The sequence below is a fragment of the Yoonia sp. JB2-21 genome, assembly GCF_055693545.1.
Genome location: NZ_JBVFUC010000004.1, coordinates 1 through 25,776 on the forward strand (window position 1 = coordinate 1; position 25,776 = coordinate 25,776).

General features: G+C 56.7%; 22 protein-coding genes. 4 read left to right on the top strand and 18 right to left on the bottom strand.

What is annotated here, in order from left to right; translation table 11 throughout:
• Nucleotides 1–1,526: G8 domain-containing protein (locus ACZ1G5_RS18875; RefSeq protein ID WP_472734441.1), on the bottom strand; the 1,526-nt coding region annotated here is incomplete at its 3' end.
• 355 nt (nt 1,527–1,881) lie between these two features.
• On the opposite strand from ACZ1G5_RS18875, the gene ACZ1G5_RS18880 reads away from it, so the two are divergent.
• Entirely contained in the window at nt 1,882–5,328 is a 3,447-nt protein-coding gene (locus tag ACZ1G5_RS18880; protein WP_472734442.1) for an endonuclease/exonuclease/phosphatase family protein, read from the top strand.
• On the opposite strand, the gene ACZ1G5_RS18885 is transcribed toward ACZ1G5_RS18880, so the two are convergent.
• From ACZ1G5_RS18885 to ACZ1G5_RS18940, 12 genes are all read right to left on the bottom strand, one after another.
• Nucleotides 5,325–7,457 (bottom strand): S8/S53 family peptidase, encoded by a 2,133-nt coding sequence (locus tag ACZ1G5_RS18885; protein WP_472734443.1) that lies wholly within the window; start codon nt 7,455–7,457, stop codon nt 5,325–5,327. The genes ACZ1G5_RS18880 and ACZ1G5_RS18885 overlap by 4 nt on opposite strands.
• Nucleotides 7,448–8,641 carry a phosphatase PAP2 family protein gene (locus tag ACZ1G5_RS18890; protein WP_472734444.1) on the bottom strand — a complete coding sequence of 398 codons (1,194 nt, stop codon included), beginning with the start codon at nt 8,639–8,641 and terminating at the stop codon, nt 7,448–7,450. The genes ACZ1G5_RS18885 and ACZ1G5_RS18890 overlap by 10 nt, the downstream gene beginning before the upstream one ends.
• A gap of 33 nt (nt 8,642–8,674) precedes the next feature.
• A complete protein-coding gene (locus tag ACZ1G5_RS18895) occupies nt 8,675–10,699 on the bottom strand; it encodes a winged helix-turn-helix domain-containing tetratricopeptide repeat protein (protein WP_472734445.1) in 2,025 nt (674 codons plus the stop codon).
• Nucleotides 10,700–11,393: 694 nt separating this feature from the next.
• Nucleotides 11,394–11,672, bottom strand: coding sequence for a hypothetical protein (locus ACZ1G5_RS18900; RefSeq protein ID WP_472734446.1), 279 nt, complete (start codon nt 11,670–11,672; stop codon nt 11,394–11,396).
• A gap of 81 nt (nt 11,673–11,753) precedes the next feature.
• A complete protein-coding gene (locus ACZ1G5_RS18905) occupies nt 11,754–11,933 on the bottom strand; it encodes a hypothetical protein (RefSeq protein WP_472734447.1) in 180 nt (59 codons plus the stop codon).
• A 92-nt stretch (nt 11,934–12,025) separates the two neighbouring features.
• Nucleotides 12,026–12,607, bottom strand: a complete 582-nt coding sequence (locus ACZ1G5_RS18910) for a TetR/AcrR family transcriptional regulator (protein WP_472734448.1) — start codon at nt 12,605–12,607, stop codon at nt 12,026–12,028.
• Nucleotides 12,608–12,613: 6 nt separating this feature from the next.
• On the bottom strand, nt 12,614–13,672 hold the full coding sequence (locus tag ACZ1G5_RS18915; RefSeq protein ID WP_472734449.1) for a flavin monoamine oxidase family protein: 1,059 nt from the start codon (nt 13,670–13,672) through the stop codon (nt 12,614–12,616).
• A 3-nt stretch (nt 13,673–13,675) separates the two neighbouring features.
• Nucleotides 13,676–14,359, bottom strand: coding sequence for an SDR family NAD(P)-dependent oxidoreductase (locus tag ACZ1G5_RS18920; RefSeq protein WP_472734450.1), 684 nt, complete (start codon nt 14,357–14,359; stop codon nt 13,676–13,678).
• Nucleotides 14,360–14,362: 3 nt separating this feature from the next.
• Complete coding sequence (locus ACZ1G5_RS18925) at nt 14,363–15,031, bottom strand: cupin domain-containing protein (protein WP_472734451.1); 669 nt, start codon at nt 15,029–15,031, stop codon at nt 14,363–14,365.
• 35 nt (nt 15,032–15,066) lie between these two features.
• Nucleotides 15,067–15,648, bottom strand: coding sequence for a glutathione binding-like protein (locus ACZ1G5_RS18930; RefSeq protein WP_472734452.1), 582 nt, complete (start codon nt 15,646–15,648; stop codon nt 15,067–15,069).
• 184 nt (nt 15,649–15,832) lie between these two features.
• The gene (locus tag ACZ1G5_RS18935; RefSeq protein ID WP_472734453.1) at nt 15,833–16,108 is read right to left on the bottom strand and encodes a glutaredoxin family protein; all 276 of its coding nucleotides are present in this window, start codon (nt 16,106–16,108) and stop codon (nt 15,833–15,835) included.
• 3 nt (nt 16,109–16,111) lie between these two features.
• Complete coding sequence (locus ACZ1G5_RS18940; protein WP_472734454.1) at nt 16,112–17,482, bottom strand: DUF3179 domain-containing (seleno)protein; 1,371 nt, start codon at nt 17,480–17,482, stop codon at nt 16,112–16,114.
• Nucleotides 17,483–17,800: 318 nt separating this feature from the next.
• Here ACZ1G5_RS18940 and ACZ1G5_RS18945 point away from each other — a divergent pair, with 318 nt between their 5' ends.
• Nucleotides 17,801–18,847, top strand: a complete 1,047-nt coding sequence (locus ACZ1G5_RS18945; protein WP_472734455.1) for a tyrosine-type recombinase/integrase — start codon at nt 17,801–17,803, stop codon at nt 18,845–18,847.
• Nucleotides 18,848–18,947: 100 nt separating this feature from the next.
• On the opposite strand, the gene ACZ1G5_RS18950 is transcribed toward ACZ1G5_RS18945, so the two are convergent.
• Both ACZ1G5_RS18950 and ACZ1G5_RS18955 read right to left on the bottom strand, forming a co-directional pair.
• The gene (locus ACZ1G5_RS18950) at nt 18,948–20,018 is read right to left on the bottom strand and encodes a ParB/RepB/Spo0J family partition protein (RefSeq protein WP_472734456.1); all 1,071 of its coding nucleotides are present in this window, start codon (nt 20,016–20,018) and stop codon (nt 18,948–18,950) included.
• Nucleotides 20,015–21,325 carry an AAA family ATPase gene (locus tag ACZ1G5_RS18955; protein ID WP_472734457.1) on the bottom strand — a complete coding sequence of 437 codons (1,311 nt, stop codon included), beginning with the start codon at nt 21,323–21,325 and terminating at the stop codon, nt 20,015–20,017. The genes ACZ1G5_RS18950 and ACZ1G5_RS18955 overlap by 4 nt, the downstream gene beginning before the upstream one ends.
• A 371-nt stretch (nt 21,326–21,696) precedes the next feature.
• Here ACZ1G5_RS18955 and ACZ1G5_RS18960 point away from each other — a divergent pair, with 371 nt between their 5' ends.
• Together ACZ1G5_RS18960 and ACZ1G5_RS18965 are read left to right on the top strand one after the other, a co-directional pair.
• Nucleotides 21,697–22,404, top strand: coding sequence for a DnaA N-terminal domain-containing protein (locus tag ACZ1G5_RS18960; RefSeq protein WP_472734458.1), 708 nt, complete (start codon nt 21,697–21,699; stop codon nt 22,402–22,404).
• A gap of 88 nt (nt 22,405–22,492) precedes the next feature.
• On the top strand, nt 22,493–23,509 hold the full coding sequence (locus ACZ1G5_RS18965; RefSeq protein WP_472734459.1) for a nucleotidyltransferase family protein: 1,017 nt from the start codon (nt 22,493–22,495) through the stop codon (nt 23,507–23,509).
• Between the two features lie 62 nt (nt 23,510–23,571).
• On the opposite strand, the gene ACZ1G5_RS18970 is transcribed toward ACZ1G5_RS18965, so the two are convergent.
• The 3 genes from ACZ1G5_RS18970 to ACZ1G5_RS18980 are packed head-to-tail and all read right to left on the bottom strand — an operon-like array spanning nt 23,572 to nt 25,756.
• On the bottom strand, nt 23,572–23,697 hold the full coding sequence (locus ACZ1G5_RS18970; RefSeq protein WP_472734460.1) for a hypothetical protein: 126 nt from the start codon (nt 23,695–23,697) through the stop codon (nt 23,572–23,574).
• On the bottom strand, nt 23,694–24,737 hold the full coding sequence (locus ACZ1G5_RS18975; protein WP_472734461.1) for a mandelate racemase/muconate lactonizing enzyme family protein: 1,044 nt from the start codon (nt 24,735–24,737) through the stop codon (nt 23,694–23,696). The genes ACZ1G5_RS18970 and ACZ1G5_RS18975 overlap by 4 nt, the downstream gene beginning before the upstream one ends.
• Nucleotides 24,737–25,756, bottom strand: a complete 1,020-nt coding sequence (locus ACZ1G5_RS18980; RefSeq protein ID WP_472734462.1) for a Gfo/Idh/MocA family protein — start codon at nt 25,754–25,756, stop codon at nt 24,737–24,739. The genes ACZ1G5_RS18975 and ACZ1G5_RS18980 overlap by 1 nt, the downstream gene beginning before the upstream one ends.
• Between the last annotated feature and the right edge of the window lie 20 nt (nt 25,757–25,776).

Sequence of the window (25,776 nt, forward strand, 5' to 3'; positions counted from 1 at the left end):
TTCATGAAGACAGCTTCGTTGTTGTCGGCTGCCATCACATTGTCAAAGATGCCCTGACTTGCGCGTACCCAAATCGCGCCGCGGTTGTCACCTTTAATCTTAAATACGGTGGTATCTTTCAGAACAAACCGGTCCTCGTTCTGAACGACACCGCTGCTCCATTGCAACGTATCTGGGTCTATGGTCCCGTCAATGAAGACGCCCTGAAATGAACTGTGTGCGGTGTTACCTTCAAACACCAGATCAGCCATCCCGCCGGGAACAAATTGGCCCGCGCTCAGACCATGTGGCGGGGTGTCACCAAGAATGAAGAAACCAGTATGCTCAGATCCGGCTGCATGGTTGCCGATCAAGACATTATTGGGGTGCTCAATCCAAAAGCTTGCAACATCCGACCGGTCAGTTGGAATTGTCGCCTCGCCTTTGCTCGCGCGATGGGTCGAAAACACAAGATTGTCTTTCACAACATTGCCCGTCTCGGACCCGTCCTCAAAAAAGATGCCGTGCCCGACCGTATCATAGACCACATTATTATCAATCAATGTGTTGTCAGTGCCGTGAACGGTGAATCCCTTGTTGTAGGTTTCATGGAATGATGAGTTGGCGATATATTGACCCTCAGCGTCACCCAGCATGTGCCAATGGGCGGCATACCGTCCTAACTCACCCGCCTGCCCCATTTTCGTGAATTCGGCACCGTCAATCCGCATTTCTGCGCCCATCATCGCCATGACATGGCCGCCCATCTGGTCCCGATCCGCGTTGTCGTCACCGGTGATCGTTACATTGCGCGACAACAGGGCAACTTCCCCGCGCATATCAATGTCCCACTCCTTGAAATCCCTGCCGGTTTCACCGTTGTCGTAAGTCTCGATCCGGCCGTAGTGGCGATGGTCGAGCGCCTCATCCAACCAAACCTTGCGCCCATCGTCGCTGACCCGCGTGATGGTGCGCTCTTCCGCCTCTTCCATGCTGCCCGATGTGGACGCAATGGCAATCCGGTCCCCGACTTCCCACTGTGTCCGCTCGGCCAGGCGAAGCACAGTGTCTCCGGCTTCTGCCGTGCGCCGCAACTGCGTCCAGCTATCTTTGTCTTGATCCGCTGCATGAATATCAATCTTGGACCCTGCGCCCATTGCCATCAGGAAGGCATCACCGCCATTCTCCCGCAGCATCATGGTCGGATCCATTGGACCGTTCAGCCCAACATTACGAAAGTCGAGGCGTTGATTGAAGCTGTCACCATCAAGGGTCAGTGTGAAATCATGTTCAAATGGATTGCTTTCGACACCAACGCGGAACTTGCCGCCGTTGATGGCAAGTGCCCAGTCCGTGGTAACATCCAGATCTTGTGTATCCTTCGCGGTCAGAATGCCTTCGATGATTAATCCTTCAACATCGATGTCTTGATCAATCCTGACCTTCTGACCACGTTCAATAAAGACAACGTCATTTGACCCTGCGTCGCCATAGACCTCTGACCAATCCACGGTACCCGTGAAGTCCGGTGCATCAAAAATATCCATTCTCGTGTCCTAACTCATCCATTCATCGTCATTCTTCGCCGGCGCAACTTTGAAGCTTTGGCTTCGAGAGGCTGTCACAATGTTCAGGGAACATCGGCATACGGCTGCATACTAAGTATTAGACCCTAGTTCTCTGAACTCGTCGACGCAAAAGAGAATTTTTAGGTAGGCAAGATTACGCGCAACTCCGCGATCATCAAAAGGTATGGATCAAAGGGGAATGCACCACCGTAAGCAGAGCCCTGATCACAATCGGCACCCAGCCGTTGCAATTAGCGCGGTTACCGGCGCATGCTTTTCTTGTTCAACCGTGGGGGCGGCTGTGCGCCCTCCTTCATTGCAAGGAAAGCATATTATGTCAGATTTGATCATCACCGGTGTCATCGACGGGGACCTTTCGGGGGGCCTGCCCAAAGCCATTCAACTTACGGCAGTGAACGATATCGCTGATCTGTCGCAATATGGGGTCGGCTCTGCCAACAACGGCAATGGCGGCGGCACGGTTGAGTTTACCTTTCCTGCGATCCCGCTGGTCGCTGGCACAACCATCTATATCGCAAGCGAAACCGACAGCTTTACCGCCTTCTTTGGCTTTCCCCCGGATTTCACAGGTGGCGTCGCATCCATCAACGGCGATGACGCGATCGAATTGTTTGAGAATGACGTTGTCGTTGATGTCTTTGGCGACGTGAACACGGACGGCAGTGGCGAGGTCTGGGAATATCAGGATGGCTGGGCATCACGCCCACCAGAGACCGGTGCGAACCCCATCTTTGATCCGGCCGCCTGGACCTTTAGCGGGCCGAACGCTCTGGACGATGTGACCGACAACGCCAGCGCCCCAAATCCGTTTCCCGTGCCCGGTGGTGTCACGCCGCCACAGGACGGCATTGCGATCAACGAATATCGGATTTCTTCGCCGGGTGGCTCTGACGACACGTCGAACTTTGTTGAGCTATTCACAACACCCGGTGCATCGTTAGAGGGGAAAACATTGCTCGTCCTCTCGGGCGAGTTTGCCCCCGGCAGCGTCGATTTTGCCATTGATCTAAGTGGTGCTGTTGCCGATGAAAACGGCTTTGTCCTGATCGGCAATGATCAAAATCCCAACCTCGGGACAGGTGATGTGGGCGTCGCCGGGCTTGATTTCTTTGGCTCACCGCAAAGTTTCTTGATCGTCGAAGGCTTCACTGGTGCGGAAGGTGATGATCTGGATATCGATGATGACGGCATCATTGACGCGCCACCGTGGGATGCGGTGCTTGATAGTGTGTCGGCGGTCGATGGCGATGCCGCGCCGGATGTGAATTACTCTGACACCGTCGTGCCTGCCGATGGGGATTTCACCGCCGCCGGTGCCGCCCGCGATATTGATGGCACGGGTGATTTCATCCCCCTGCCCTTTGGCGATCAGTCTGGGGATACACCGGGGTCCACCAATGATCCTGACATACCCGCGCCGCGCCTGACGATTATGGAAATTCAGGGGGCGGGACACGTCTCTGGCCTGATCAGTGATACACCGCTGGATCCCACCACAGGCGAAGGCAGTGCGCAGGTAACGACCGGCGGCATAGTCACAGCGGTCGATTCCAATGGATTCTATTTGCAGGACCCGGATGGTGATGGTGACATTGCGACCTCTGACGCGATCTTTGTCTTTACCAACAGCGTGCCAACCGTCGCGATCGGTGACGCGATAGATGTCAGCGGCACAGTCAGCGAATTCTATCCCGGCGGCCAAGGCAGCGGCAACCTGAGCACCACGCAGATCGGCGGCAATCTGGATATCACGGTACTGTCGAGCGGGAACGCCCTGCCCGCCTCTGTGGTCTTGGGTGCGGACGGTCGGCCCCTGCCGACTGAAAACATCGAGGATGACAACTTCACCTCGTTTGACCCTGAAACGGACGGCATTGATTTCTGGGAAAGCCTTGAAGGGATGCTGGTCACAGCACCGCAACCTGTCGCGGTGTCTGGCACAAACGGGTTCGGTGAACTCTTCGTCGTTGTGGACGGCGGCGACGGGGCGACGGGTCTGTCTGACCGGGGCACGCTGAATATCTTGCCTGATGATTTTAATCCTGAAAAGGTGCAGATCGACTGGGACTTTGGCCTTGATGCGGTTGATGTGAACACCGGTGCGGTACTCGAAGATGTCACCGGCGTCGTGTCCTATGATTTCGGCTACTTCCAGATCAATCCAACCGAACAGATTGTCGTGGCGGAACCGTCGATGCTGGAACCAGAAAGCACCTCGCTCGCCGGATCCGAGAACCAGCTGACAATCGCCAGCTACAACGTCTTGAACCTTGATCCGATTGTCGAAGACCAGGATCTGACCAACGGCGGTCAGGCCCGCAATGTCGATGATGACTTGGGCGATGGCCGCTTTGATACGATTGCCAATCAGATCGTGAATAACCTTGGCAGCCCTGACATCATCGGCTTGCAGGAAATTCAGGACAGTACAGGGGGCGAAACCGGCGATGGCGTCGTGTCTGCTGCATTGACGTTCGAAACGCTGATTGATGCCATTGATATGGCCGACGACGGGATCATGAACGACAGTTCGGGTTATGCCTATATCGACAACACTTTCATCACCGATCTGGCCAGCGGTGGTCAGCCGGGCGGCAATATCCGCACCGGGTTCTTGTATAAAGAGGACCGGGTCAGCCTTGTGGAAGGGTCCGTGCAAACGATTGGCACGCAGGACGCAGGCGGGGCTTTTGAAGGCGCGCGCTTGCCGTTGGTTGCCACATTCGCGTTCAACGGTGAGGAAGTAACGGTCGTGAACAATCACTTCTCGTCCAAAGGCGGCAGCGCGCCGATCTTGGGGGTCGAACAGGACTTTACGGATCGTCAGGAAGACGTCGATGTCAACGGATCGCTCGATGAACGCCAAGCGCAGTCAGAGGCGGTGGCTGGCTTTGTCGAAGACGCGTTGGCTGCTGACCCGCAGGCAAACGTCGTGGTTGTCGGTGATTTCAACGAGTTCGAATTCGTCTCGCCCCTGACCGGGCTAGAGGATGCGGGGCTGACGAACCTGACCAACACATTGCCCGAGGACGAGCGTTACAGCTTCAACTTCCAAGGCAACAGTCAGGCGCTTGATCATATTCTGGTATCAGGTGGATTGGCCGATAGTGCCCAATTCGACATCGTGCATGTGAATTCGGAATTCGCAGATACCGATGATCGTGGCAGTGACCATGACCCGCTTGTCGCGCAGCTGACCATCGGCGACGTCGCACCGGATACGGTTGATGTGGCGGTCGCGTTCGAGGGTCGCGGATTTTTTGGCACAAAGGCATTCGAGATTGTCGATGGCGTCACGGTCGATACCGATAACCTGTCATTGTTCAAGAATGCCGTGTCCTTCCGCGACATCGACGTGCGCCTGAAGGCCGAAGCACCGGGACGTGAAAAGCTGACCTTCATCGACGGCGAGGTCGGCGTCTGGTCGCGCGGTGACAGTTTCTTCAAAGGCGAGTTTGGCCTTGTGAACGATGATGAAACCCTGTCGTTCCGGCTGCAGAACGGTGACTTCGGCGATGCGACCGAAGCGTCCTTTGACTTTGCCCAACTGCGCGGCAATGGCGAGGTCGAGGTGATCTTCCTTGATGATGGCGTCATGATCGGCTCACAGGTGCTGGATGCCAGCGGTGGGATGATCACCGCTGACCAAGGCGGGGCCAGCTTTGATGCCATAGAGATCAGGGCCGTGGGCGACACGGCCTTTTCCCTCGACGGGTTTGGCTTTGAGCGCCTGCTCGAAGACGAATTCGTCTTTGCCTAAGGCACACGAACTGAGATCGGCTGCGCCAGAGCATGGCCGATCTCATCAACAGTTATATCAAGCCGGCCTGCACCCGTGCGCGTAGCGATAGGTTTTGGCGGCGGATAGTTTGCATCCTGAATGTTGGCTTCGATCTGTATCCAATTGCGATTGCCTGCCGCACCCGTGGACATTTCATTGACGGTAAAGCGTGCCGCGCGGGGTGCAGCGACGCTGGTCCCGTTCAAACGTACCATCGACCCACTGCGTGACCCCGCACTGATCACACCGCGCAGGATCAGACTATCATCCCCACGCGCCGATGCGTCAGGACCGTCGCGATAGGCTTTCGCCGCGTCGCGTGGCGGTGTCGTTGGACCGGCCGCAGAATAGTCCGACATTTCTCCGTTGCTTTGGGTCAGCGCCCCGATCACCATCGGCGACTTGCCACACGCAAACCCACTCAGGGTCCCTGCCCGTCTGATCGGACTGTTTGTGCCACTTGGATCAACCGCAAGCGGCGCACCGAAGCGGTCAAACCGTTGATAATCCGCGTTGTTGAAATAAGGCTGACGCCCGCCACGCCGAAAGCCGGGCAATGTATCATCGCGCTCGATCCAGACCTGCACTGCTTGATCAGGGGCAATCTGATCTGGTGTGACCTCGATTTGCCAGCGTCCTGCCGGGGCAAGAGGTGCCGGGATCAGGCTCTCGGTGGGGTTCAGGCTCAGCGTGATGACACCGCGCGCCGTCGGTGGCGGCGAGAATGCGAAGGACAGTCGCGCCACTTCGTCCCCATCATCATTGAACAGCGCCTGATAGGACCCCGCCGCGATCTGCACCGGACCGCTTTGCGCGCCGTCTGGTGTTGTCGCACGCACGGTAACGAACTTTGGCAGCGGGCTTGTCGCGCTGTAAGGCATCCACAATTGCACTTCGCTGGCGGTGCGGTCATCGGGCATTGCCACGAAATCAAGCACCTTTGCCGGACGGGTACCTGCGCCCTTGAAATCAAGCATGGCATGCGTGCGCGACAAGTTACCGTTCCCCGCAGGCAGCAAAAGCCGCAAAAGCTGTTCTTGCGTATCGCAGGGGGACAGGTCGGCCGTTGGTCCAAAATAATCCTCGATAACACGGGCAATCGGGCTGGTGCCGTCATGTGGGCCCGCAAAATTGCCATAGCTGAAATTGAACACAACCGGCGGGCGCGATTTATCAAGACAGCGGAACCGCGCGGCCTGTCGGGTCAGACGTATCAGGGCCAAAATCAGGCTGGGCAGGATGCTGCCGCCTGAAACATCCTCGGTCACACGGGTCGGCAATATCGCACAGATGATAGGCCGGTCCTTCACCGCTCTGGCCATCGGATATCCGGCGACCAACCCCATAATATGCGTGCCATGCGAACGGCGCAGCGAGGTCGGCGAAAATGTACCGTCGGCAAAATCAATCAAACCCGCCTGTTGGTAAAAGCGATCCTCATCCAACAGCTTTGACGTTGTGTTCGCCGACAGCAAATTGTCGATCTGTGTCTTACCAAGCTCCGCACCGACCGAAGCAGGCCCGGTCGGCGGTGTCGGCAGGATGGTCGCATAGTGCACCCGTGACGACACCAGTCCGTCACGAAAGACATCGTTGCCAAATGCAATCCCATCATCAATGACAGCCGTCACAACAGACCCATCAGGCACCTTAATAATCGGCAAGGGTCCTTTTCTGACCTCGGCGTCAAGTGCGATAAAACGCGGATCAACAATTGCGCCAAGGATGATCGCCGCGACGTTGAATTTATCGGCATACCCGTTCAACACCGCCAACAAGTCTGTCGTGGCAAAGATGACAACGATCTTATCCTCGAACGCGATCTGTTGCTCTTTGAGTGTGTAGTCGCTGGGAATGTGCAGCTGCGCGCGCAGATTATCATCAAACCTGTCCGCAAACTCCGCAATACTGGTGTCGCGCAGATCGACAAGAGCAGACCACCACACCATATCGACCCGAGAGCCATCCTCGGGCGGGGGCGGCAGAAATTTTTCCTGCTGCCCAAGCCTGAAATCCAAGGCGCTGCTTAAACCGCGATCCTGCGCGACTTCTTCCCATACCAAACGCGAGGGCTGTTTTTTGGGTCCCTTGTTTTTTGTTACGCGCATGGCAGGTCCTGCCATTCGGCAACCGCCTTGCCCCATAGCCACTCCAACGGGGCCGACTGGACCTGATTTTTGGACAGTTTCCGTGACGTTTTGGCCCAGGGATTGGATGCTGGACCGGATCGGACCAGTTGCCGGTCATCTTCCGCGCCATAAAGCTGGTGCCAGTCAAAATCATCCGCCGCATCAAAGGCCGGACCAATGAACGTCGCGCTGGTGCTGTGCTGTGCAGCCGGATCGCAATGTTCGTGAATGAATTCCGCCAACGTCAGACCCAGAAGCGAGCCCGCAACGCTATCCATCGGGAAATGTACCCCAGCAACCGTTCTGTTGACGGCAATCCGCGATGCCAGACGCATCATCATCTCACCCCAAACGCCATCCTGCTGATATTGCGGCGTACCGGATGCCCGCAACAATTTCCAAAGCAGGCGTGCGGTGACAAAGCTTTCGGTCGCGTGACCGCTGGGCAATGCCCCATGTGTCGGCGTCTGGATCATCGGTTGCACTTGTGGCGAAAACTCCAACGGGCGTTTCGCAGCAATCGTGTATTTCATGCGCATATGGCTGTAATTTGCAAAGCGCAGCGCCGCGTTCAGCAACTCAATTGTGTATGGCGTACGGGCTGGGTCAATGAAGGCGATAGATGCGAAAAACGGCACCGGCGTGCCCAGTTGTGCCAGAATTTCGGCGGCACGGTCCTGCCGCAAATCAGCATACCCCGCCAAATAGCCCATCTGATCTTTGAACTGTTGGATCGTCGGCGCGGTCATTTCGACCAGCGGTCGCGCTTGCACCTTGGGCGGCTGCCCCGGTTTTGAATCCATGCGCCACAGATAGGCTGTCGCGGTCTCATCGCAGCTGGCCGAATAGGTGACGCGTGTGCCCAACTCAAACATAAAAATGCTGGCACGGACTTCGGGCGACAGACGTTTCAGGTTCGCTGTGTCTTCGCAGCAATTTTGCACAATATTCGGGTCAAGGTTCAGTGGCGCACCGACTATGCCGTCACGCGTGGTCAGCAATGACTCTGCGATCAACGGGCTTTCTGGTGCACCAAAGCCGCCAAATCCCCCGAAACCTCCAAAGCCCCCGAAACCACCGAACCCGCCAAAACCGCCGAATCCACCAAAACCTCCGAAGCCGCCAAAACCACCTTCGGGACCACCACCGCCACCGTTCGTCATAATCAAATCCCCTTAATAAATAGGTTTACAATTTTATTCTGGCACACCGGTTTCCCGTAATGTTGCCGCAAATTCTCGTCCTACGTCAAAGTTAGCACTGGGTGAGTTCTTAAGCCAAGCACTGACACTAAGTGCGGGCTGCAAACGCAACAGCTCCTTGGTGGTCTTGCGCGCTGCCTCTTCCTGACCCAACCGCATTTGTGCGACCGCTTTGACCCGCAAGGTAGAGGTATGCGTCCGGTTCAGCCGAAGCGACGCTTTGGCCAAGACCAGGGCGCGCTCACAATCGTCAGCAGCAATATTGGCCGATGCAGCCAAAGCCAGAAAGAAGAACCGATGAGGATCAATGGGTGCCAGATGCAATGCACGTTCGCTGTCACGCTTTGCAGCGTCACCTTTGCCCTGAAAGGCAAACAATGTCCCCCGCAGCAATCGGCCATTGGCATCATTAGGATTGGCCTCTAGGGCCGCATCGTAGCGATCTTCCGCCTCATCAAGCTCATGCAAAAGGTTGGTCAGCACAAAACCCTCGCTTGTCAGGGCCAAAGCATTTTCTGGATCAATATCCAGTGCCTTTGTCGAGCAGGCCAACGCCAGTTGTGCCTCTTTTTTTGCATCATCTGACCAGCCCTGCTGGACACGCAAAACATGCCAGCGCGCCATCCACGACAAAGCAGCCGGTTGGTTAGGGCTGCGTTCGATCAAGGTCCGCAGCATTTCGCCAGCCAACTCAAAATCAACCGGGGCCAGACGGTGCATCAAGCCGACGGCACCAATCAGCAACGTGTAGTTGCGCAGCGTCGATATCGGGCGGGCGCGGGCGCGGGCAATCTCATTCAGCGCAATCGCCTTGCGCAGCTTGGAGACGATATCTTCAGCGGCGTCATTCCCGCTCAACAGTGATTTGACATCAACCTCGATGCGCTCCGCCCACAGAACCTTGCTCGTGCTGACCTCTGACAGCTCCAGCATCATACCGACCTGCGCATCATGAGTCAGAACGGTGCCGGACAAGACGAAATCTGCACCCAAGACATGACCAATCTTGCCCAGACTTGCATCTTGCGATCGAAAAACAGTCGTCGAGAGACGCGATATGACATTGATGTCGGCGGACCGGGACATGGTCGCGATCAGATCATCGGCAATCACCTCGCCGATGGCTGTTGTATCGGCGGTATTGACCCGCGCACGCAACGGTACAATCGCAATCGTGGGCAGCAAATCTTCGGCGGCCAGATCGGGTAAAAGACGCCGCAGACCATCATCTTTGTGAACACGGAAGGCATGGGCGGTTTGACCAGTGTCCAAGGGCTGCTGGCCAAGATCTTCAAAATCAAAATCAGGCTCGCCATAGCACTGATCGCGGATTTCAACCGACGCGACCACCTCGGACGGTTGTGCAATCGCCGACAGGCCCGCGACGCGCAGGGTACTGGTCTCATCTGTTGCGCCTTGATCCTTTGGCACCAAGTCAACACCAATCCGGCTGGTCGGCCCACCCGGTGGCAGGCTCAGCTTAAGCGCGGCGCGCAACGCCTCGGACACATCCGCAAATGACAAAATGACGGTGTTTTTGTCACCCTGAACCAAACTGCCCGTGACCTGCCGCTGCAAGGCCACCACATCAAGCGGCACCCCCGTGTCAACCGTTTCGATACAGACCCACGCCACTCTGGATGCCGAAGCCGCATGTTGATCAAAAATCATGGCGGCATGTGGCGGGTCCGTGTCGCTTTGCGTCGCGCTGAGCAGATAACCAACCTTCGGGCGCGTCTTCAGAATGCTGCGGTCACGGTCACCCAAGGTCCGCCTGATGTCCGCAATACATTGGGTCAGGCTATCATCGGTGACGCTGACATTCTGCCAGACGGTCGAAATCAGGTCTTCTTTGGTGACAGTCTGATCAATATGCTCGACAAGGATAGCAAGCACCTGTTCAGACTGCGGGCGCAGGCCAACACGGTTTCCATCCGAATCCAACAGGCTGTTAAGCTTTGTATCATAGGTGAAATGGCCCAGACGGACCGTATATGGCACGTTGGTGACACGTGTCACTTATAGCTCCCTTCAACGCGCTTCAGGCCGCAACTGAAGGCGAAGTACATGTTTCCCAAGAGCAATTTACCGCGGATCGCCCATCGTGCAAGCTTTATGGGCGATGGATTGGTATGACCGCTATCGGGGCCGGTCGCAAATTTTCAGAAAATTTCAGATTAACTTTCAGGACTTTCGCACCCCAAGAAAGTTAACGTTAGGTCACTGCTTCATTGCGTGGGGGTTGACTGAGACGATGATTTCTTCCTGTCAAAGTCGGTCAGAACCCGCAAATGCGGTGGCAAAGATGAAACGAGAGAACGCCAACCAGCGTTGGTAAATTGTTAAAGAGTGGGGGTTGGAACACCAAATTTGCACCGTCGAAATTCGGATGAGCCGCAAGCATATCTGAGTGGGGGTTCGTGAGTGGCCAAAGGTGCAAATAATCACGTGTCCAGAGTTCTCTCTGGGTCTGAACAGTCCCGGTTCAGACCCGTTCATCTGCATCAGGTGGGGCCATTTTTTGGTTACGGCAGCACTTGGAGTTGAACGAGTGACACGCATAGATCGGCTGTGAGGTGGTTCAAAAGACCGAATTGCTTCTGGGAAGGGTCGGCGCGTATTCTAGAAAGTTATTTCAGCACCATAGAGGGCCCGGCACATGTTGTGTCGGGTCCGTTTTACTGTGGGTCTTCTGACTGCAGGGTGGTGGACCCTAACTCAACCGAACCTTCGCAAGAAGCTTCTTGCCCATGTAGCATGGGCGGTCCGTGCTTTGTGCGGCCACCGGCGACATTTGCAGCAACACGCCATATGGCTCTGACGGGTCATTACTTTTGACGATGGTGTATTCATGAAGCCGCGCAGGAACGTCCGTCTTGTCATCGTAAATAAGATCAAACTTATCCCAGATATCCGCATATTTCCATGCGGTCACCAGCGACTTAAAACCGGCATCGTCGATAATTGTGGCGGGTAGAGTGCTGTCAATCACGTCTCGCTCCCTTCTGCGTACTCAACTGATGTGGGGACTGTTTATCCAAACGCCCCGGATCAAATTAAAGCCAGCAAAGAATTAAAATTTGGTTTCGTTCAGGACGACAGCAGCATCTTTTCGATGTTGCATCACCTCGCGCAGCGTCGGCACCACGATCGCGGTGGGGGCTGGCTTGGCGGCGACACTGTCCGCCTTGGCTGTGATAATAGAATACTTGTTACAGAGTGACCGTTGAACGTGGCTAAGAAATCTAACCATGTCATACCTCCGTTGTAAGCCGCCAACATACATGCCCAGGAAAATTAACCTACCAAAATAGATGCTGACGTTGCGGAAACCGCTAGCCGGCGTCAGGTGCCCGCCGACGACAGGCAACGCGCCTTCAGGACGTCCATGGCTTGGTCGAACACTTTGACGCTTTCCTCGGCCCGGGCAGCCAGATGCGCACCCTCCAGCAACGCAAGACAGGCGCGGGCCTCTGCCAGCGGATTTATCACGCCCACGACGGATGTGTCTTTCTGCCCAAGTGTAAAAACGTCAGCAATCCATGCGACCATCGCAGCACGAAACCCTGTGATCGCGATGTTCACCTCATCAGGAAGGCTTTGATGGCTGGCGGTCAGCGAAACGCACAAACATAAGGTCTCTCCGTCGTTCAAGGCACCGCGATACAGCGCAATCAGACCAAGCAAGCGCTGCGCGGCCGTGTCATTGGCTGCCGCGATGTCGGCACACATCCGGGCAATCGTTGCGCTATACCGTTCCATCAGGGCGGCGGACAGACCGGCCTTGGTTGGGAAATGATAGTGGATCGACGCTTTGCGAATGCCGACAGCCTCTGCCAGATCTGCATAACTGAACCCGTCAAAGCCGCGCGCGCGGGCGATATGCTCTGCAACATCCATGAGGGCGGTTTTTGTATCTGTGCTCATGACGCCTCAGGCCTTTTCTTGTTCCAGCAGTGCTAACGCATTTCCAGCTGCTTCCAAAGCACCTTCCAGATAGCCACCAAAATGCGGGGCCGTCTCTGTCCCCGCGAGTATCAGCCGACCATCCATCAACCCCCGCAAACTGCGTGGCAGCCCATAGGTCGGATGGGCGTACAGCGGCTGCATATCGGTTTGGGTGGCGGTGTAGGGATCATAGGCCCAGTCTTTGACCGTCAGGACCAGCGGATCAGCCGCCTTTGGCCCAAACAGCCGGACGAATTGCGCGGCAACGGCGTCTTTAAGGGCCACCTGATCCGCGCGGGCCTGCGGCGGCACTCCAATGAACCCAAACAAGGCGTAGGGGCCGCCGCTTGCAGGCGACGCATCGTGAATTTCAACCATCGGCCCGTGCCGGCTCATGGCATCACCGGACAAGCCAGCCTCGCGCCAGAACGGTGTCTCAAAGACCGCCAGCGCCTTGGCCTGACCCGCCATCCAGGTCGCTGTGCTGTCCATGGCCTGATGTGCGACATCAGGTAATGCGGGCGTATAGGTCAACTGACTGGCCAAGCGAGGCGGTAGTGCAAGCACAACACGCTGCGCCACAAAGCGGCCACTCTGGGTGGCAACAACGACATGGTCATCATGCGCTGTGATCGCCGTCACGGGGCCCGACAGGTGCAGCCTTTCGGGTGGTAAATCGGCCGCAATGGCATCAATCAGCGCAGTGAACCCACCCTCCAACCGATAAGACCCGGCCATTGAGGAAAACCCCCGGCCCTGTTCAACCTGACCGCGCTCGTCCTCAAAGGTCAGGATCCCTTCGGCAAACTGTTCAAAACGACGCAAACCAAGACTGCGGATCAGGGCATCCATGCGGGGCTGACCGGGCCAGAACCACGCTGGGCCAAGATCAAAATCGGCCCCATCCTGTGATGCGCCCAATATCCGGCCACCAAACCGGTCGCGCGCCTCGACAAGTTGAAAGTCACGGCCCTGCGCGGCCAGATCGCGTGCCAGACGTAAGCCACTCAGACCGCCGCCGATGATCAGAATTTCAGTCCGCATGGCTCAGAACCCCTCGGATGCGGGGCGCAGGTCCAACTCATGCGTCCAGGTACTGGGCGGTTGCTGCGCCAACTGCCAATAGACGTTCGCAATGTCGGCGGGTTTCAGCATCTTTTCGGGATCAAGACTATGCATATCCCGCGATCTGGCAGTATCAATAATGCCGTCCAGGATCACATGTGCCACGTGAATGCCAGTGGGCTGATACTCCCGTGCCAATGATTGGGTCAGACCCCGCAACGCAAATTTAGCGGACGCAAAGGCGGAAAAGCGGGGGCCACCGCGCAGAGAAGCGGTCGCGCCGGATACAATCAAGGTCCCACCCCCAGCGCGCACCATCGGTTGCAGTACACCTTGGCCCAGGATGACAAGTGACTGCACCATCGACGCCCACGTCCGCTGATAGTCCTCCAACGTCGTGTCAGCGAACCGCGCAATCACAAGTTCGGCAGTGTTGTGAACCACAATCTTCGGCGGTCCATGATCAGCAATAACGCGTTCAATTACGGCAGCGGTCGCCTCTGCGTCGGTCAGATCAACCTGATGAAAGACACCGACCGGATCTTGCGGTCGGGTGCGGCCAAGGCCAACTGTGGTCATGCCAGCGGCCTCAAACCGTGCCAGCAGGGACTGCCCAAGGCCAGCCCCTGCCCCGGCGACAAGCGCCAATGGTCCTGCGCGCGCCATACCTCAGACCGCCGGTGGCACAGCAAATGGCAGATGGCCGGTCTTCATCCAGACCTTCGCGCCGTCGTCTCCGGCAACACCAGCAAGTGCAGCGCCATCAGGTAAGCGCAGCCAGCTATTTTTGGACAGAATATCACCATCAACAGTCATCGTGCCGTCAATCACCAACATCTCAATCCCGCCAGCGACATCCGCGGTCAGGGTCGCGCCAGCATCAACATGACGATAGGTGACCACTTCGCGATCATCAGTATGCAGGGTGGCGGTCGCCACACCATTGATCGGCGCGGCCAATTCTTCTGCCATTGTTTTACGAAACTGCGTGCGGTCCTCCATATCAAACTGCCACAGCTTCACAAAAATCGTACAACCCGGCTCCGACCCCGGTGTATGCGCTGAGGTCGGCGGATTGCGCACATAGGTGCCCGCAGGAAAATCACCGTGTTCATCCTGAAACACACCATCCAGCACGATAAACTCTTCGCCGCCCGTATGTGTATGCGCCGAAAACGCGCTGCCGGGCGCATAACGGACAATGGTTGTTGCCCGCGCAACCTCTCCGCCGATCCGGTCAAGCATGCGGCGGTCCACACCCTTCATGGGTGAGGCCTGCCACTCTAGCTGGTCCGCATGGACCACGACACGCGAGGTAAAATCTGAGTTCAGTTCCATGAAATCGTTCCTTTGGCTTAAGTGGCAGGCCCGCGTTATGCGGCGATCGAGGGGCGCGCGGCGACCCGCGCGCGCCATGCGTTGAGATGTGCGAGGCTTTGAGGCACCTCAACTTTGGCAAGGTCAGCAAAATTCAACCGGGCAAAAGCAGTAATATCGGCAATCGAAAACGCATCACCGGCCAGATAGTCATTTTCGGCCAAGACATGATCAAGATAGGCCATTGTTTGACCAGCGACCTCCTTTTGTTTGTTGCCCCACTCGGCGCATTGATAGACCTCTAGATCGGGACCCAGCCCCGGTGTGGCGTGATGAAAATATGCGCCAACCGCATTCAAAAGACCCGTTTCGGCGCGTGTGTTCATCATTGAAATCCGGGCGCGGTCCTTTGCATTTGTTCCCGTCAGGGATGGACCGTCCGTATAGACGGCGTCAATATATTCTGTGATCGCGTTGCATTGTGCGATATGTGTGCCGTCGTCCAACTCTAGGCATGGCACAACGGCGTCGGGGTTCTTGGCCCGAAAATCATCGGAACGGTGCTCGCCACCCAACACATCAACATGCACAAAATCGACATCATCCATCGCCCCTTTCTCGGCAAGTGCAATGCGCACACGATCAGTAGATTTGTGTTATCTACCTAGTAGTAGGTAGATATTCAAGTCACGATTTCCTGATGTCGCATTGCGCATGCATTTTCATGCCGTGAAAACAGCGCTGCTAGATGCAGAATAGGTCAGATATGTGGGCGAATTTCTCACAAGGCGAAGTCACCGGTGCAACGCTGCGCGCGCGGTCTCACCGTGCGCGATGCCAGAATCTTCTGGGTTTCGGCTTCTGCGCCTTGAGGTGCTTTTTCAAATCCGTAAACCCACCAATCTTGACCCCATCTATGAAGATCAAAGGCGTTGTCGTGATGTGATGTTTGTCTTTGAACGCATCGGTTTCGTGGCGGGTGCGCAGGATATGTTCGGCAACCTCAAACCCTTCACGGCGCAGCAGATCACGCGCAGCCGTGCCATACCCACAGGTATAGTTGGGCAGATCCATGCGATAGAGAACAGCCTTCGCCACCCCCTACTCCGGCCACAATGTCGTTTGCGGGTGAAACTGTGACCACGCAAACCAAAACGCCTGATGGCTGCCGACGTCTGCGCCATCAGCGTCCACCGCTTTGATCCCGCCTGCATCAAGCTCCAGCCGGATGTTTTCTACCGAAATCGCAGACCCATTGCGCAAGGCCACTAACGCCGCACTGCGCTGGAACGCCACTGGCTGGCCAGAGGCGGTGATCACACCGATAACATCTTCATGGACGGGCAAGCGCGGATCGACGTCACCGACCGGAAAGATCGGACCATCTGCATCACGGCCATTGCGGAAATCAGGATCACGACCAAGCGCCAGCGCTTCGATCAGGACGGTGGTCTGCGGATGTGCCGCTTTCCACGTGCCCCAATCGGTCGTAATCACATTGGCCTGCTCAAGCTTCAGCCCACGATCCGCCAGCGGCCCGGTCAACGCATCACCCCGAAAAGTATCAAACACAGAATAGGTGTTGAGGTCATACATCACCTTGTTGGAACGGCTCAAAAGCCCCGAAGTTCGCAAAACTGGGCGGGCAATCCCGGCCGGTAGCTGATCGGTGAAATAGGCCTGCGCCGCACCACACAACGTACAATATGGGATCCCCAGATCACGACCACCCAATGTGTCATTCACCATCTCGCGCACTTCCATGATGCGCCGCGGATAAGCGCGGTATTCACCGTTCACCTCTATCCCAAAGACGATGGCATCGTCATCCAACCATGTGGCCTCTGCGGCGCTGGTGACCTGCGGATTGTCAGCAGCAGGGATGCAGTTGCATGGCTCATCGGTGGTACCAAACGGACGATCATCAATCAAAACGCCACCCCAGGACACCAGCCGCCAGTCAACATCACCTTCACTGAAAATCCGGTCCCAACCGTCAAACACGGTGGTAAAGATAGCGCGTTTGGCGGACAGATAATCGGGTGGAGCTGGCACATCCCATGCGATCAGATGATCGGTAATCTCGCCCCAGTTATTGCGACCTCCGAAATTCTTGCCCAACAGGACCGACGCCGCCTTGGACAATTCCGCATTCACGCGCGGATCAGGGACAAACCGCATCAGATCGCTGATCAGCCAAACCAGACGGGGATCACCTGACTCGGCAATATCGCGCAACCCGATGGTCTGGTCCCTGCCCCATGCGCCCTCTGAGATGCTGTTCACAAAGGCCGCTTCGACAGAGGACTGCAAGCTGGGCGACAACGGCCCATCTGGTATCGCCGGCGGCGCGCCAAATTGCGCGATCACATAGCTGGGTAAGGCTTGTGTTTGCGCCTGCACCATCAAACCCCAGACGATGAAGAACGCGGCCACAACCGGCCGAACGTAAAGAGCAGATAACCGTGTCATGGGGGCGCCTTTCAAAATGCAAAAATCAATTTGCGTCCAGACATAGCCCGCCATCCGACCGTGCAGCCAATCACGTTTGGATCAGGTCAAAGTGAGCAATCGGCCCGCACCACGTTTCAGGATCAAAAACGACCAGATGCAAAAATTAAGTGCTTTCACTTCAGTGAAAGAAAATTTTTGACTGCGTTTATCGGGTCCTGAATTCTGGCAATGCGTGCAGGTCACCCAAGTGATCCGGTAAATATTGCATGTAGGCGTGATAACTTTTTGTTATCATGTCTCTTGTCAATGACGCTGAAAGCCGCCAAAACATGGCCTATGTCAACGACCCAAGCCCTGTCCAAGATCATGTCCCCTGCCCTATCAGACGCAGATCACACCACGCTGACGGATCTTCAGGCCCGAGGCACCCCGCCTAATACGTTGCGTGCTTATACACGGGACCTCATCTACATCACCGCGTGGAAGGTCGCCCTCTTTAACGCCCCCCTCAGCTGGCCAGAGAGCGAGGCTGTGGCCTTGCGGTTCATTGTCGACCACAGCCGCAGCCTTGAGGACGCGAACCCGGCTGACCCGGCCCTGAGCGCCGCTGACGCCCTGATCACCCAAGGACTGCGCAAAAGCCTTGCCTGCCCGGCCCCTGCGACGCTGGACCGCCGGATCGCGTCTTGGCGTACCTTTCACCGTGTGAAGAACCTCTCCAGCCCCTTTGACGCCCCCCTACTGCGACAGATCCGTGCGACGGCCCGCAAAGCAGCCGCCAAGCGCAGAGCGCCAAAATCGGCCAACCCGATCACACGCGATGTGCTCGAGGCGATCCTGGCCACCTGTGACGATTCCCTACGCGGCATCCGTGACCAGGCTGTGCTGATGCTGGGTTGGGCGTCGGGTGGACGGCGCAGATCCGAGATTGCGGAACTGATGCGCGCCGATGTCGATCTGAAAGACTATGACAGTGACGGGGTGATCTGGATCAACATGATGGCCACCAAAACGGGCAAAACACCCCGGCTGGTGCTGAAGGGCCGCGCCGCCAAAGCACTGGCTGTCTGGATTGAAATGGCCAAGATCGACGATGGGCCCCTCTTCCGCCCTATCACCCAAAACGATCATCCATTGGAACGGAAACTCTCGCCTGATGGCATCTATCAGATCGTGCAAAAGCGGATCGTACAGGCGGGGTTCCCCAAAGGTTTTGCCACACCACATGGGCTTCGCTCGGGTTTTCTGACGCAGGCCGCCATCGACGGCGCGCCGATCCAAGCGGCCATGCAGCTGTCACTGCATCGCAGTCTGACGCAGGCGCAGAAATACTATGAAGATATTGAAATCATTGGGAATCCAGCAACGGATTTGCTGGGGTAATCGCCCCTGCAGTGTGCTGAATAGCAAAGGGGGTTACCCATGGGTAACCCCCTTTGGTGTTTCATCGGCCGAGGTTACCCATGGGTAACCCCCCTGCCCGTCAAAGCGTCGTGACCCGTGGCTCTTTCTCGCGCAGGGCGCGCTGAAACGCCTGTACGGCATATTCCAACTGGGCCTTAGGCAACCCGGCAAAATCATCCTCGCCCACGATACGGCATTCGCCTTTGCGCGCCGTCACCTTCATGTCACCCACATGAAATTCGCGCTTTTCCTTGCGCTCAACCGGCTTGGGTGCTGCGGGTTCTTCCGGCTTGGCGTCAAGAAACTTCGCCAACACCGCCGCCTGCTCTTCTTCCGTGGCGCAGCCACGCAAGGCGGCACACAACGCCTTTGCACTCTCCACCGATTTTAATGCCCGCGCCACATCAACACCAAGGTTGCGCGACACCGCCTTTGGCCATTTCAGATCATCGCCAAGCACGCTCAGCAAAAAAACAAAACTCCGGATGTAGGATCGTTTCACCTTATGTAGCGCACCGTAAAGTCGCGGCACCATCGCGTCGGGATCAACTTCCTCGGTGCCCTCATCCTGAGCGGCCAAAATCGCCACCTGCGCCATCTCGGCAAAGCTGAGGTCTTCGCGCACGACGTTTTCCTCGACCATGTCGATGTAACGCGCCAACCTGTCGCCCTCGCCCACCTCGATGCGCGCAATGATCGTGGCAAAGCTGTCATCACCGGTTTCGGCAAAAAGCTGGGACAGCGCCGTAAACCGCCGCCAGCCTTTTTTCAGTTGCAATTGCCCGGCCGCATCGCGGTAAAGCTCCACCGGTTCTTTCTGGCCGCGTTCTCTGATCGAGGCTTTGAGTTCCTCCATCTCGGTCGATGCCGCAACGCCCTCTAGGTCCAGCCGGTCACGTGGCAGGTCTGTGGTCTGCACATCGGCCAATGGCACCGAAGACAACACGCGACCCTCTTCCTGCGCCGCACGATAGGCCTTGGCGTCACTGGCGTTCTGACGCCTCTGTTCCACCTTCGCTTCTGTTGTTTCCTGCAGACTTTCTGCCGCATCCCGCACCGCAGCCCCCATTGGGCCCACATTGCGTTCGCGTGGTTTGGGCGTTGCGGGCGTATCCAATGGCCCAAATCCGAATTTGTTCTTCGATGTCATTCCGCTGCCTCCGCTTTCGCGCTTTCCTGCTCCCAAGACTTCAACACAGTTGTTTTGAATTCGTTATAGGCCCGGTCGAAGCTTTGCCGCGCGCGCTTCCAGGTCTCGCGGGTCATCTGGCGATAGTCCTGTTCATAAACGCTCATCTGAAAGCGCCCCGATTGTTCAACAGCGCGCGTCATCTCGATCGGGTTCAGGCAGACGTCTGCACCAAAGACATTGCGAAACGCTTCCATCATTGCGTTATGCAGCGGATTGTTCGCCTCAAACCGTGTCATCAGCAAACGCACATCCATGAATTTTTTTGGCAGTGTCAGCCCGGCATCTTCGGCCAGACCCCCAAACCCCTCAGAGATATCCGCCATCGCATCCCCAAGCTGCCCCAGATAGCTGGTGGTGCTGTCGTATTCCCAATAGCCGGGACCGGATGGGATATAAAGAATGTCTGAGGCAAAGGCAGCATTCAGCGACTGGTAGCCAATCGCGGGCGGGCAATCAAAGATGATCAGGTCATATTGATCATCGGGCAGTTCATCCAAGTAACGCGCCACGCAGCCAAAGAAGCTCCAGGCTTTGTGCAGGCTGCGATACTGCGCGCTGGCAAATTCGACAAAGGCCGCGTTGGCGCAGGACGGGATGATGTCGATTGTCGGCCAACAGGTGGGCTGGATGAAATCCTGAAACCGCTGTGTCCCGATGGATTGCACATCTTCCGGTAATTCGCTGGAAGACGGGTAGGGGCAATCGTCAGGATCATCATAACTGTCTGTGATCCGGTCGGCCTCGCGGCACAGATCGCGGCACATGATCCCCCAGACTGTGTTCCATTCCTTCACCTCAACAATGCCCATTGAATGGGTCAGCGTCGCCTGCGGATCAAAGTCAATGCACAGCACGCGGTAGCCATCAAGGGCGGCGGCATTCGCCAGATGCTGGGCCACAACCGTTTTACCGACGCCACCTTTGAAATTGCTGACGGCGACACGCACGGCGCGTCCCTTGGGCCGTCTGGGCAGCAGGGATTTACCACGAAACTTGATGCGCCTGCGCAGCTCATTGATTTCATCCAGGCTGAACCAGCGCTGGCGACCGTCATCTTCGGTTTCGCCTTGGGGCAGGGAGGGATCATCCGCAAGCTTCTTGCGCAACGTATCAGCTGGCACATCGAACATAAACTGGCTGATCTCCCAGATCGAGAAGGGGCGGAGGGTTTTCACTTCGCCGGGCGAGAATGTCGCGCGGCGCACAGCGGCCTGTTGTGTGAGGCTGCGTTCATTCATCGCTTGCAGATCGGAATGTGTTCTCATGGGGTGCTCTTGTTTTTTGTCCTCAACTCGTGAATAACGGGAATTGAGAAAAACTGCAAAACGCAAATTTCAAATTTCCCGTTTTTGCGGATTGTTATGAGTATAAGGTCCGATTTGCGCGGTTTTTCACTATATTTGGTGACATGAGTTTCGTGATTTACTGGATAGGGTGACATGAGACGCTTAATATGGTGACACAGTCGATGTCCCCCTTAACCATATAACCTTATTTCATATATTTAGATAGAATTTGCCGCGTTTTCTCGTTTTTGGTCGCTTGTTGACAGAAAACGGGAATTCGTGTCTTGCTGGACCATAAGCAGAATCGGCGACAACAGCCGGCGCTTGAGGCAAGACAGTGAGATGTCATCATGGATGCGAAACGGTTGGTTGGCGTCAAAGCCAGCTCTCTGAAATATGATTTATTGACGGCATTGTCCGTCTCAGGCTTGCATCTTGATGCCCGTCACCAGATTTCTGTCTCTCGTCTGATCTTGCTGATCACGGCCCGCTACAATTGGCGACTGGATGAGTTTTGCGTCGGCCAACGCGATCTGGCAAAGATGTGGAATGTCACCGAACGCACCGTGAAGCGCGAGATCAAATATTGGCTTGAGAAACGGCTGGTCATTTGTAAGCGGCAGGGCGTGCGGGGCAGGGTAGGGGCCTACCGTCTGAACTATCCAGAGGTTTACCGCATTTCAGCGCCCTATTGGCAAAATGTCGGCCCGGACTTTCACGAACGCATGACTGAGACCAATCCGGTGAAAGATGCTAAAATCGTTGCCGTTGATTTTGGACAAAGGCCGCCGGTTGCTGACGCGCCGTCGCTGAGCCCTGTGAAGGATCCGCAGACATGGCGCGCTGCTTGTCAGCGTATGAAAGACCTTCATCCCGAACATTACCGCAACTGGATCGCACTTTTGCAGTTTGGATCAGATGATGGGGAAGTGCTTGCCCTGAATGCCGACAATCAGTTCGTCGCACATTACGTGCAAACCCATCTGCTGGGGATTGTCGCAGAGGCTGTTGAGGCCACATTGGGCCCGCGTCGCCGTATCACGATTTCGACCAGATAAAGAGGGCAGGGTGCGCGTGTTCAACAGATTTGCTTTTTGTTGAACACGTCACTATGTTCAACAAAAATATAAACTGTTGAACATATCCATGCAGCAACGCCATACCACAACCGCACATGCGGCCTATCACGATCTACTGGGGTCTTTGAAGGACGAGGCGGTGATGGAGGTGCGCGGCACGCCCACAAAGGTCACCCGTGGCGGTAAAACCTATTGGTATGACAGCTTTCGCATCGGCACTGATGTGCGCAAGACATATATTGGTGAAGACACGCCTGAGTTGGCCGCGCGGCTGGCGCAACTGACAGAGCTGCGCGCGCAGGCAGAGGAGCGTCAGGCCAACCGCACCCGATTGATCCGCATTTTGCGTGCAGAGGGATTCATGCGCATTGATGCGGCGACCGGTAGCCTGATGTCGGCGATGGCAAGGGCAGGGGTGTTTCGGTTGGGCGGTACAATTGTCGGCACGCATGCGTTTCGACTATACGAGGGTGAACTTGGCTTGCGCTATCGCTTTGATGATACCGCGCAGACCCGCGACATGGATATCGCCAGTTTTGAACGGCTTTCGCTGGCGCTTGAAGATACTGTTTCACCCCGCTTGCAAGATGTGTTTCGGGATTTCGCCTTTGATCCGGTGCCAAGCCTGCGCCCCGAACATGTCTGGCGCTGGAAGCAGACCCGCAACGAGTTGATGGTCGAATTCCTGACCCCATCCTTTGAGGCTGACGAGACTGTAAAGCCCTTGGCAGCCCTTGGGGTTGATGCGCATTCGTTGCATCACCTGAATTACCTGATCCAAGACCCGATCAAGGCGGCGGTCCCATATCGCAGCGGCGTATTGGTGCAGATCCCGCAGCCAGAGCGTTATGCGATCCACAAGCTGATTGTCGCAGACAGGCGGCAGGGTGGGCCGAACGCACTCAAATCCAGCAAGGATCGCGCGCAGGCGGCGTTCTTGATCGCCGCTCTGGCCGAGGACCGACCGGATGAGTTGCGCGAGGCCTATGCGGTGGCCCGCTCAACAGGACCAAGGTGGGATATGCGACTGGCACGGACCCTGACAAAAATGCCAGACACGCACGTCATTTTGGATGGCCTATAGAGCCCGTTGTCGGCGCAAAACAAACGGGTGTTGTAAGCCAACCCCCGGGGCGGCCCAATCCACTATGTCAGCTTAAAGCGCGCCAATACCTCCGGGTCGGGTGTGACACTAAGGCCGGGGCCTTGCGGTATCGCCACACGTCCGTCGTTGCGGGCCACCTGGCCTTGGATTTCCAAGGATGCCGTCAACAGGTCGTCGCGGAAGCTATTGTGCGTGGTGTCGAATTCCAGCATCGGCTCCCGGGGATGCAGGCCGCCGGGCAGGGGGGCATTGCCGCGAGCAGGTGCAGGTTTGCGGCCACGGCAATGGCAGATCCCCAGACGTGATTGATCACGGGCGTGAAATGGGCATGGCACAGGGCCAGCACGCGCTGATATTCGGTGATGCCACCAAGTGCACAGACCTCTGGCTGAGCGATATCAAGGCCGCGGTTCTCTAGGATGTTACGCCATCCCCAGCGCCCGAATTCGGCCTCTCCACCCGATATATTGGTTTGTAACCCCGCCCGCAGTTCGCGGTAGCCATCAAGGTCTTCCGGTGCAACCGGTTCTTCGAACCAATAGGCCCCCATTTCGTCCAGGGCGCGGCCCACAAAAAAGGCGTCCGAGGTTGTGTAGCAATGGTTGGCATCGACCATGAACCGTCCTTTGCCTTCGACGCCCTTTGCGACCGCAGCGCAAAGTTTCACATCAGCCTCTGGCCCCAGCCCCGTTTTCATCTTGGTTGCAACAAAGCCCGCATCAAGGATTGCCGCCGCTTCATCCGTAAAGCGCGCTATGTGGTCATCGACGCTTTCGCGTTTGAGCATCATGCCATAGCCATAGACGGGAACAGACGTCCTGTGTGCGCCACCCAGCAGAACGTGGATCGGTTGGTTTGTGACTTTGCCTGCAATGTCCCACAGCGCGATATCCACACCGGACAGCGATTGCATCGGCATCCCCTTCTGGCCGTGATCGCGCATCAGGTTGTAAACCTTGTGCCAGATCACGTCGCGATCCATCGGGTTCATGCCAAGGATCATCGGGGCGATCACCCCTTCAACGATGCCCTTGTTGGCGATGGCAATCGCGCCGGGGCCGAAACATTCGCCCCAGCCGGTCACCCCTTCGTCCGTTGACACCTCGACCAGATGAGCGGTGCGTTGGGCATAGAACTGCTGCGAGTAGCCAAGCTCCTCTGGAAGATCATACTGCAGAATATGGCTTTCGACCTTGGTAATCTTCATCAGGTGTCTCCGATGTCGGGGAGCAGTGCATCGCATATTTTCAGCGTCGACATCAGGCTCGCGCGGCCTTCTTCGGCGCTGACAAGAGGTTGCGCACCGCCAATGACGTCAATGAAATGGGTGAACTGTTGTGCAAAGGCGTCGGCGTGGGTCACGGGCAGGGTTCTGGCGTTGATGGCGTTCCACCAGCTGCGCGGGCCATCGTGGGTCCAAAGCTGCAAATCGGGGATGGACAATGACGCTTTTGTCCCACCGATGGCATAGCAATGCCCGGGCCGATGTGGATAGATTGGGTTCTCGCCGGATGTCATTTCCCAGCTCCAGGGTGCTGCGATCGTGTCGGATAGCGAAAAGGTGCCAAGCGCCCCGCTGGCAAAGCGGAGCATCATCACGGCCGTGTCTTCGACGGGTTGGCTCCGTTGCGCGTTGGACCGCATCGCCAGAATTTCGGTTACGTCGCCGCAGAAGTGACGCATCAGGTCGATGTCATGGATAAGGTTGATCATGACCGGTCCCGCACCGGGCCCTTTGCGCCATGCGGCATCAAAGTAGTCATCCGGCTTGTAAAGCCAGAACTGGCCCTGCACGGCGACGATATCACCCAATGTTCCTGCTTCGATTTCGGCCTTGGCGCGGGCCACGATCGGGTTGTGGCGGCGGTGATGGCCGACAAGAACGGGGATGTTGGCAGCACGGGCCTTTGTCACGATCCGGTCAGCGTTTGCTGCGGTGTCCGCCAATGGTTTTTCGATCAGAACAGGGACGCCTGCGGCAATGGATGCGCAAGCGTGATCGGCGTGCAGGTGGTTGGGTGTCGCGATGACCACACCATCGGGTCGCTGATGCTCCAGATAGCGGGCAGGGTCCTTGTAGTGCGGTACCTTCAGATCAGCGGCGAGGTTGGCCGCTGCGCTGGACGGATCCACGATCGCGGCAAGTGTGGCGTGTGCAGTGGCCTGCTCGATATGCCGTTGGCCGATCAGACCCGCCCCGAAAACCGCGATCTTTGGCTTGTCCATGGTCTATCCAAAACGCCCCG

Coding starts and splice junctions, on each gene's coding strand:
- ACZ1G5_RS18945 (WP_472734455.1), top strand. CDS start 17,801: ATGTCAACGACCCAAGCCCTGTCCAAGATCATGTCCCCTGCCCTATCA.
- ACZ1G5_RS18965 (WP_472734459.1), top strand. CDS start 22,493: ATGCAGCAACGCCATACCACAACCGCACATGCGGCCTATCACGATCTA.
- ACZ1G5_RS18960 (WP_472734458.1), top strand. CDS start 21,697: ATGGATGCGAAACGGTTGGTTGGCGTCAAAGCCAGCTCTCTGAAATAT.
- ACZ1G5_RS18885 (WP_472734443.1), bottom strand. CDS start 7,457: ATGCGCGTAACAAAAAACAAGGGACCCAAAAAACAGCCCTCGCGTTTG.
- ACZ1G5_RS18905 (WP_472734447.1), bottom strand. CDS start 11,933: ATGGTTAGATTTCTTAGCCACGTTCAACGGTCACTCTGTAACAAGTAT.
- ACZ1G5_RS18975 (WP_472734461.1), bottom strand. CDS start 24,737: ATGAAGATTACCAAGGTCGAAAGCCATATTCTGCAGTATGATCTTCCA.
- ACZ1G5_RS18910 (WP_472734448.1), bottom strand. CDS start 12,607: ATGAGCACAGATACAAAAACCGCCCTCATGGATGTTGCAGAGCATATC.
- ACZ1G5_RS18890 (WP_472734444.1), bottom strand. CDS start 8,641: ATGACGAACGGTGGCGGTGGTGGTCCCGAAGGTGGTTTTGGCGGCTTC.
- ACZ1G5_RS18925 (WP_472734451.1), bottom strand. CDS start 15,031: ATGGAACTGAACTCAGATTTTACCTCGCGTGTCGTGGTCCATGCGGAC.
- ACZ1G5_RS18920 (WP_472734450.1), bottom strand. CDS start 14,359: ATGGCGCGCGCAGGACCATTGGCGCTTGTCGCCGGGGCAGGGGCTGGC.
- ACZ1G5_RS18880 (WP_472734442.1), top strand. CDS start 1,882: ATGTCAGATTTGATCATCACCGGTGTCATCGACGGGGACCTTTCGGGG.
- ACZ1G5_RS18955 (WP_472734457.1), bottom strand. CDS start 21,325: ATGAGAACACATTCCGATCTGCAAGCGATGAATGAACGCAGCCTCACA.
- ACZ1G5_RS18950 (WP_472734456.1), bottom strand. CDS start 20,018: ATGACATCGAAGAACAAATTCGGATTTGGGCCATTGGATACGCCCGCA.
- ACZ1G5_RS18915 (WP_472734449.1), bottom strand. CDS start 13,672: ATGCGGACTGAAATTCTGATCATCGGCGGCGGTCTGAGTGGCTTACGT.
- ACZ1G5_RS18940 (WP_472734454.1), bottom strand. CDS start 17,482: ATGACACGGTTATCTGCTCTTTACGTTCGGCCGGTTGTGGCCGCGTTC.
- ACZ1G5_RS18980 (WP_472734462.1), bottom strand. CDS start 25,756: ATGGACAAGCCAAAGATCGCGGTTTTCGGGGCGGGTCTGATCGGCCAA.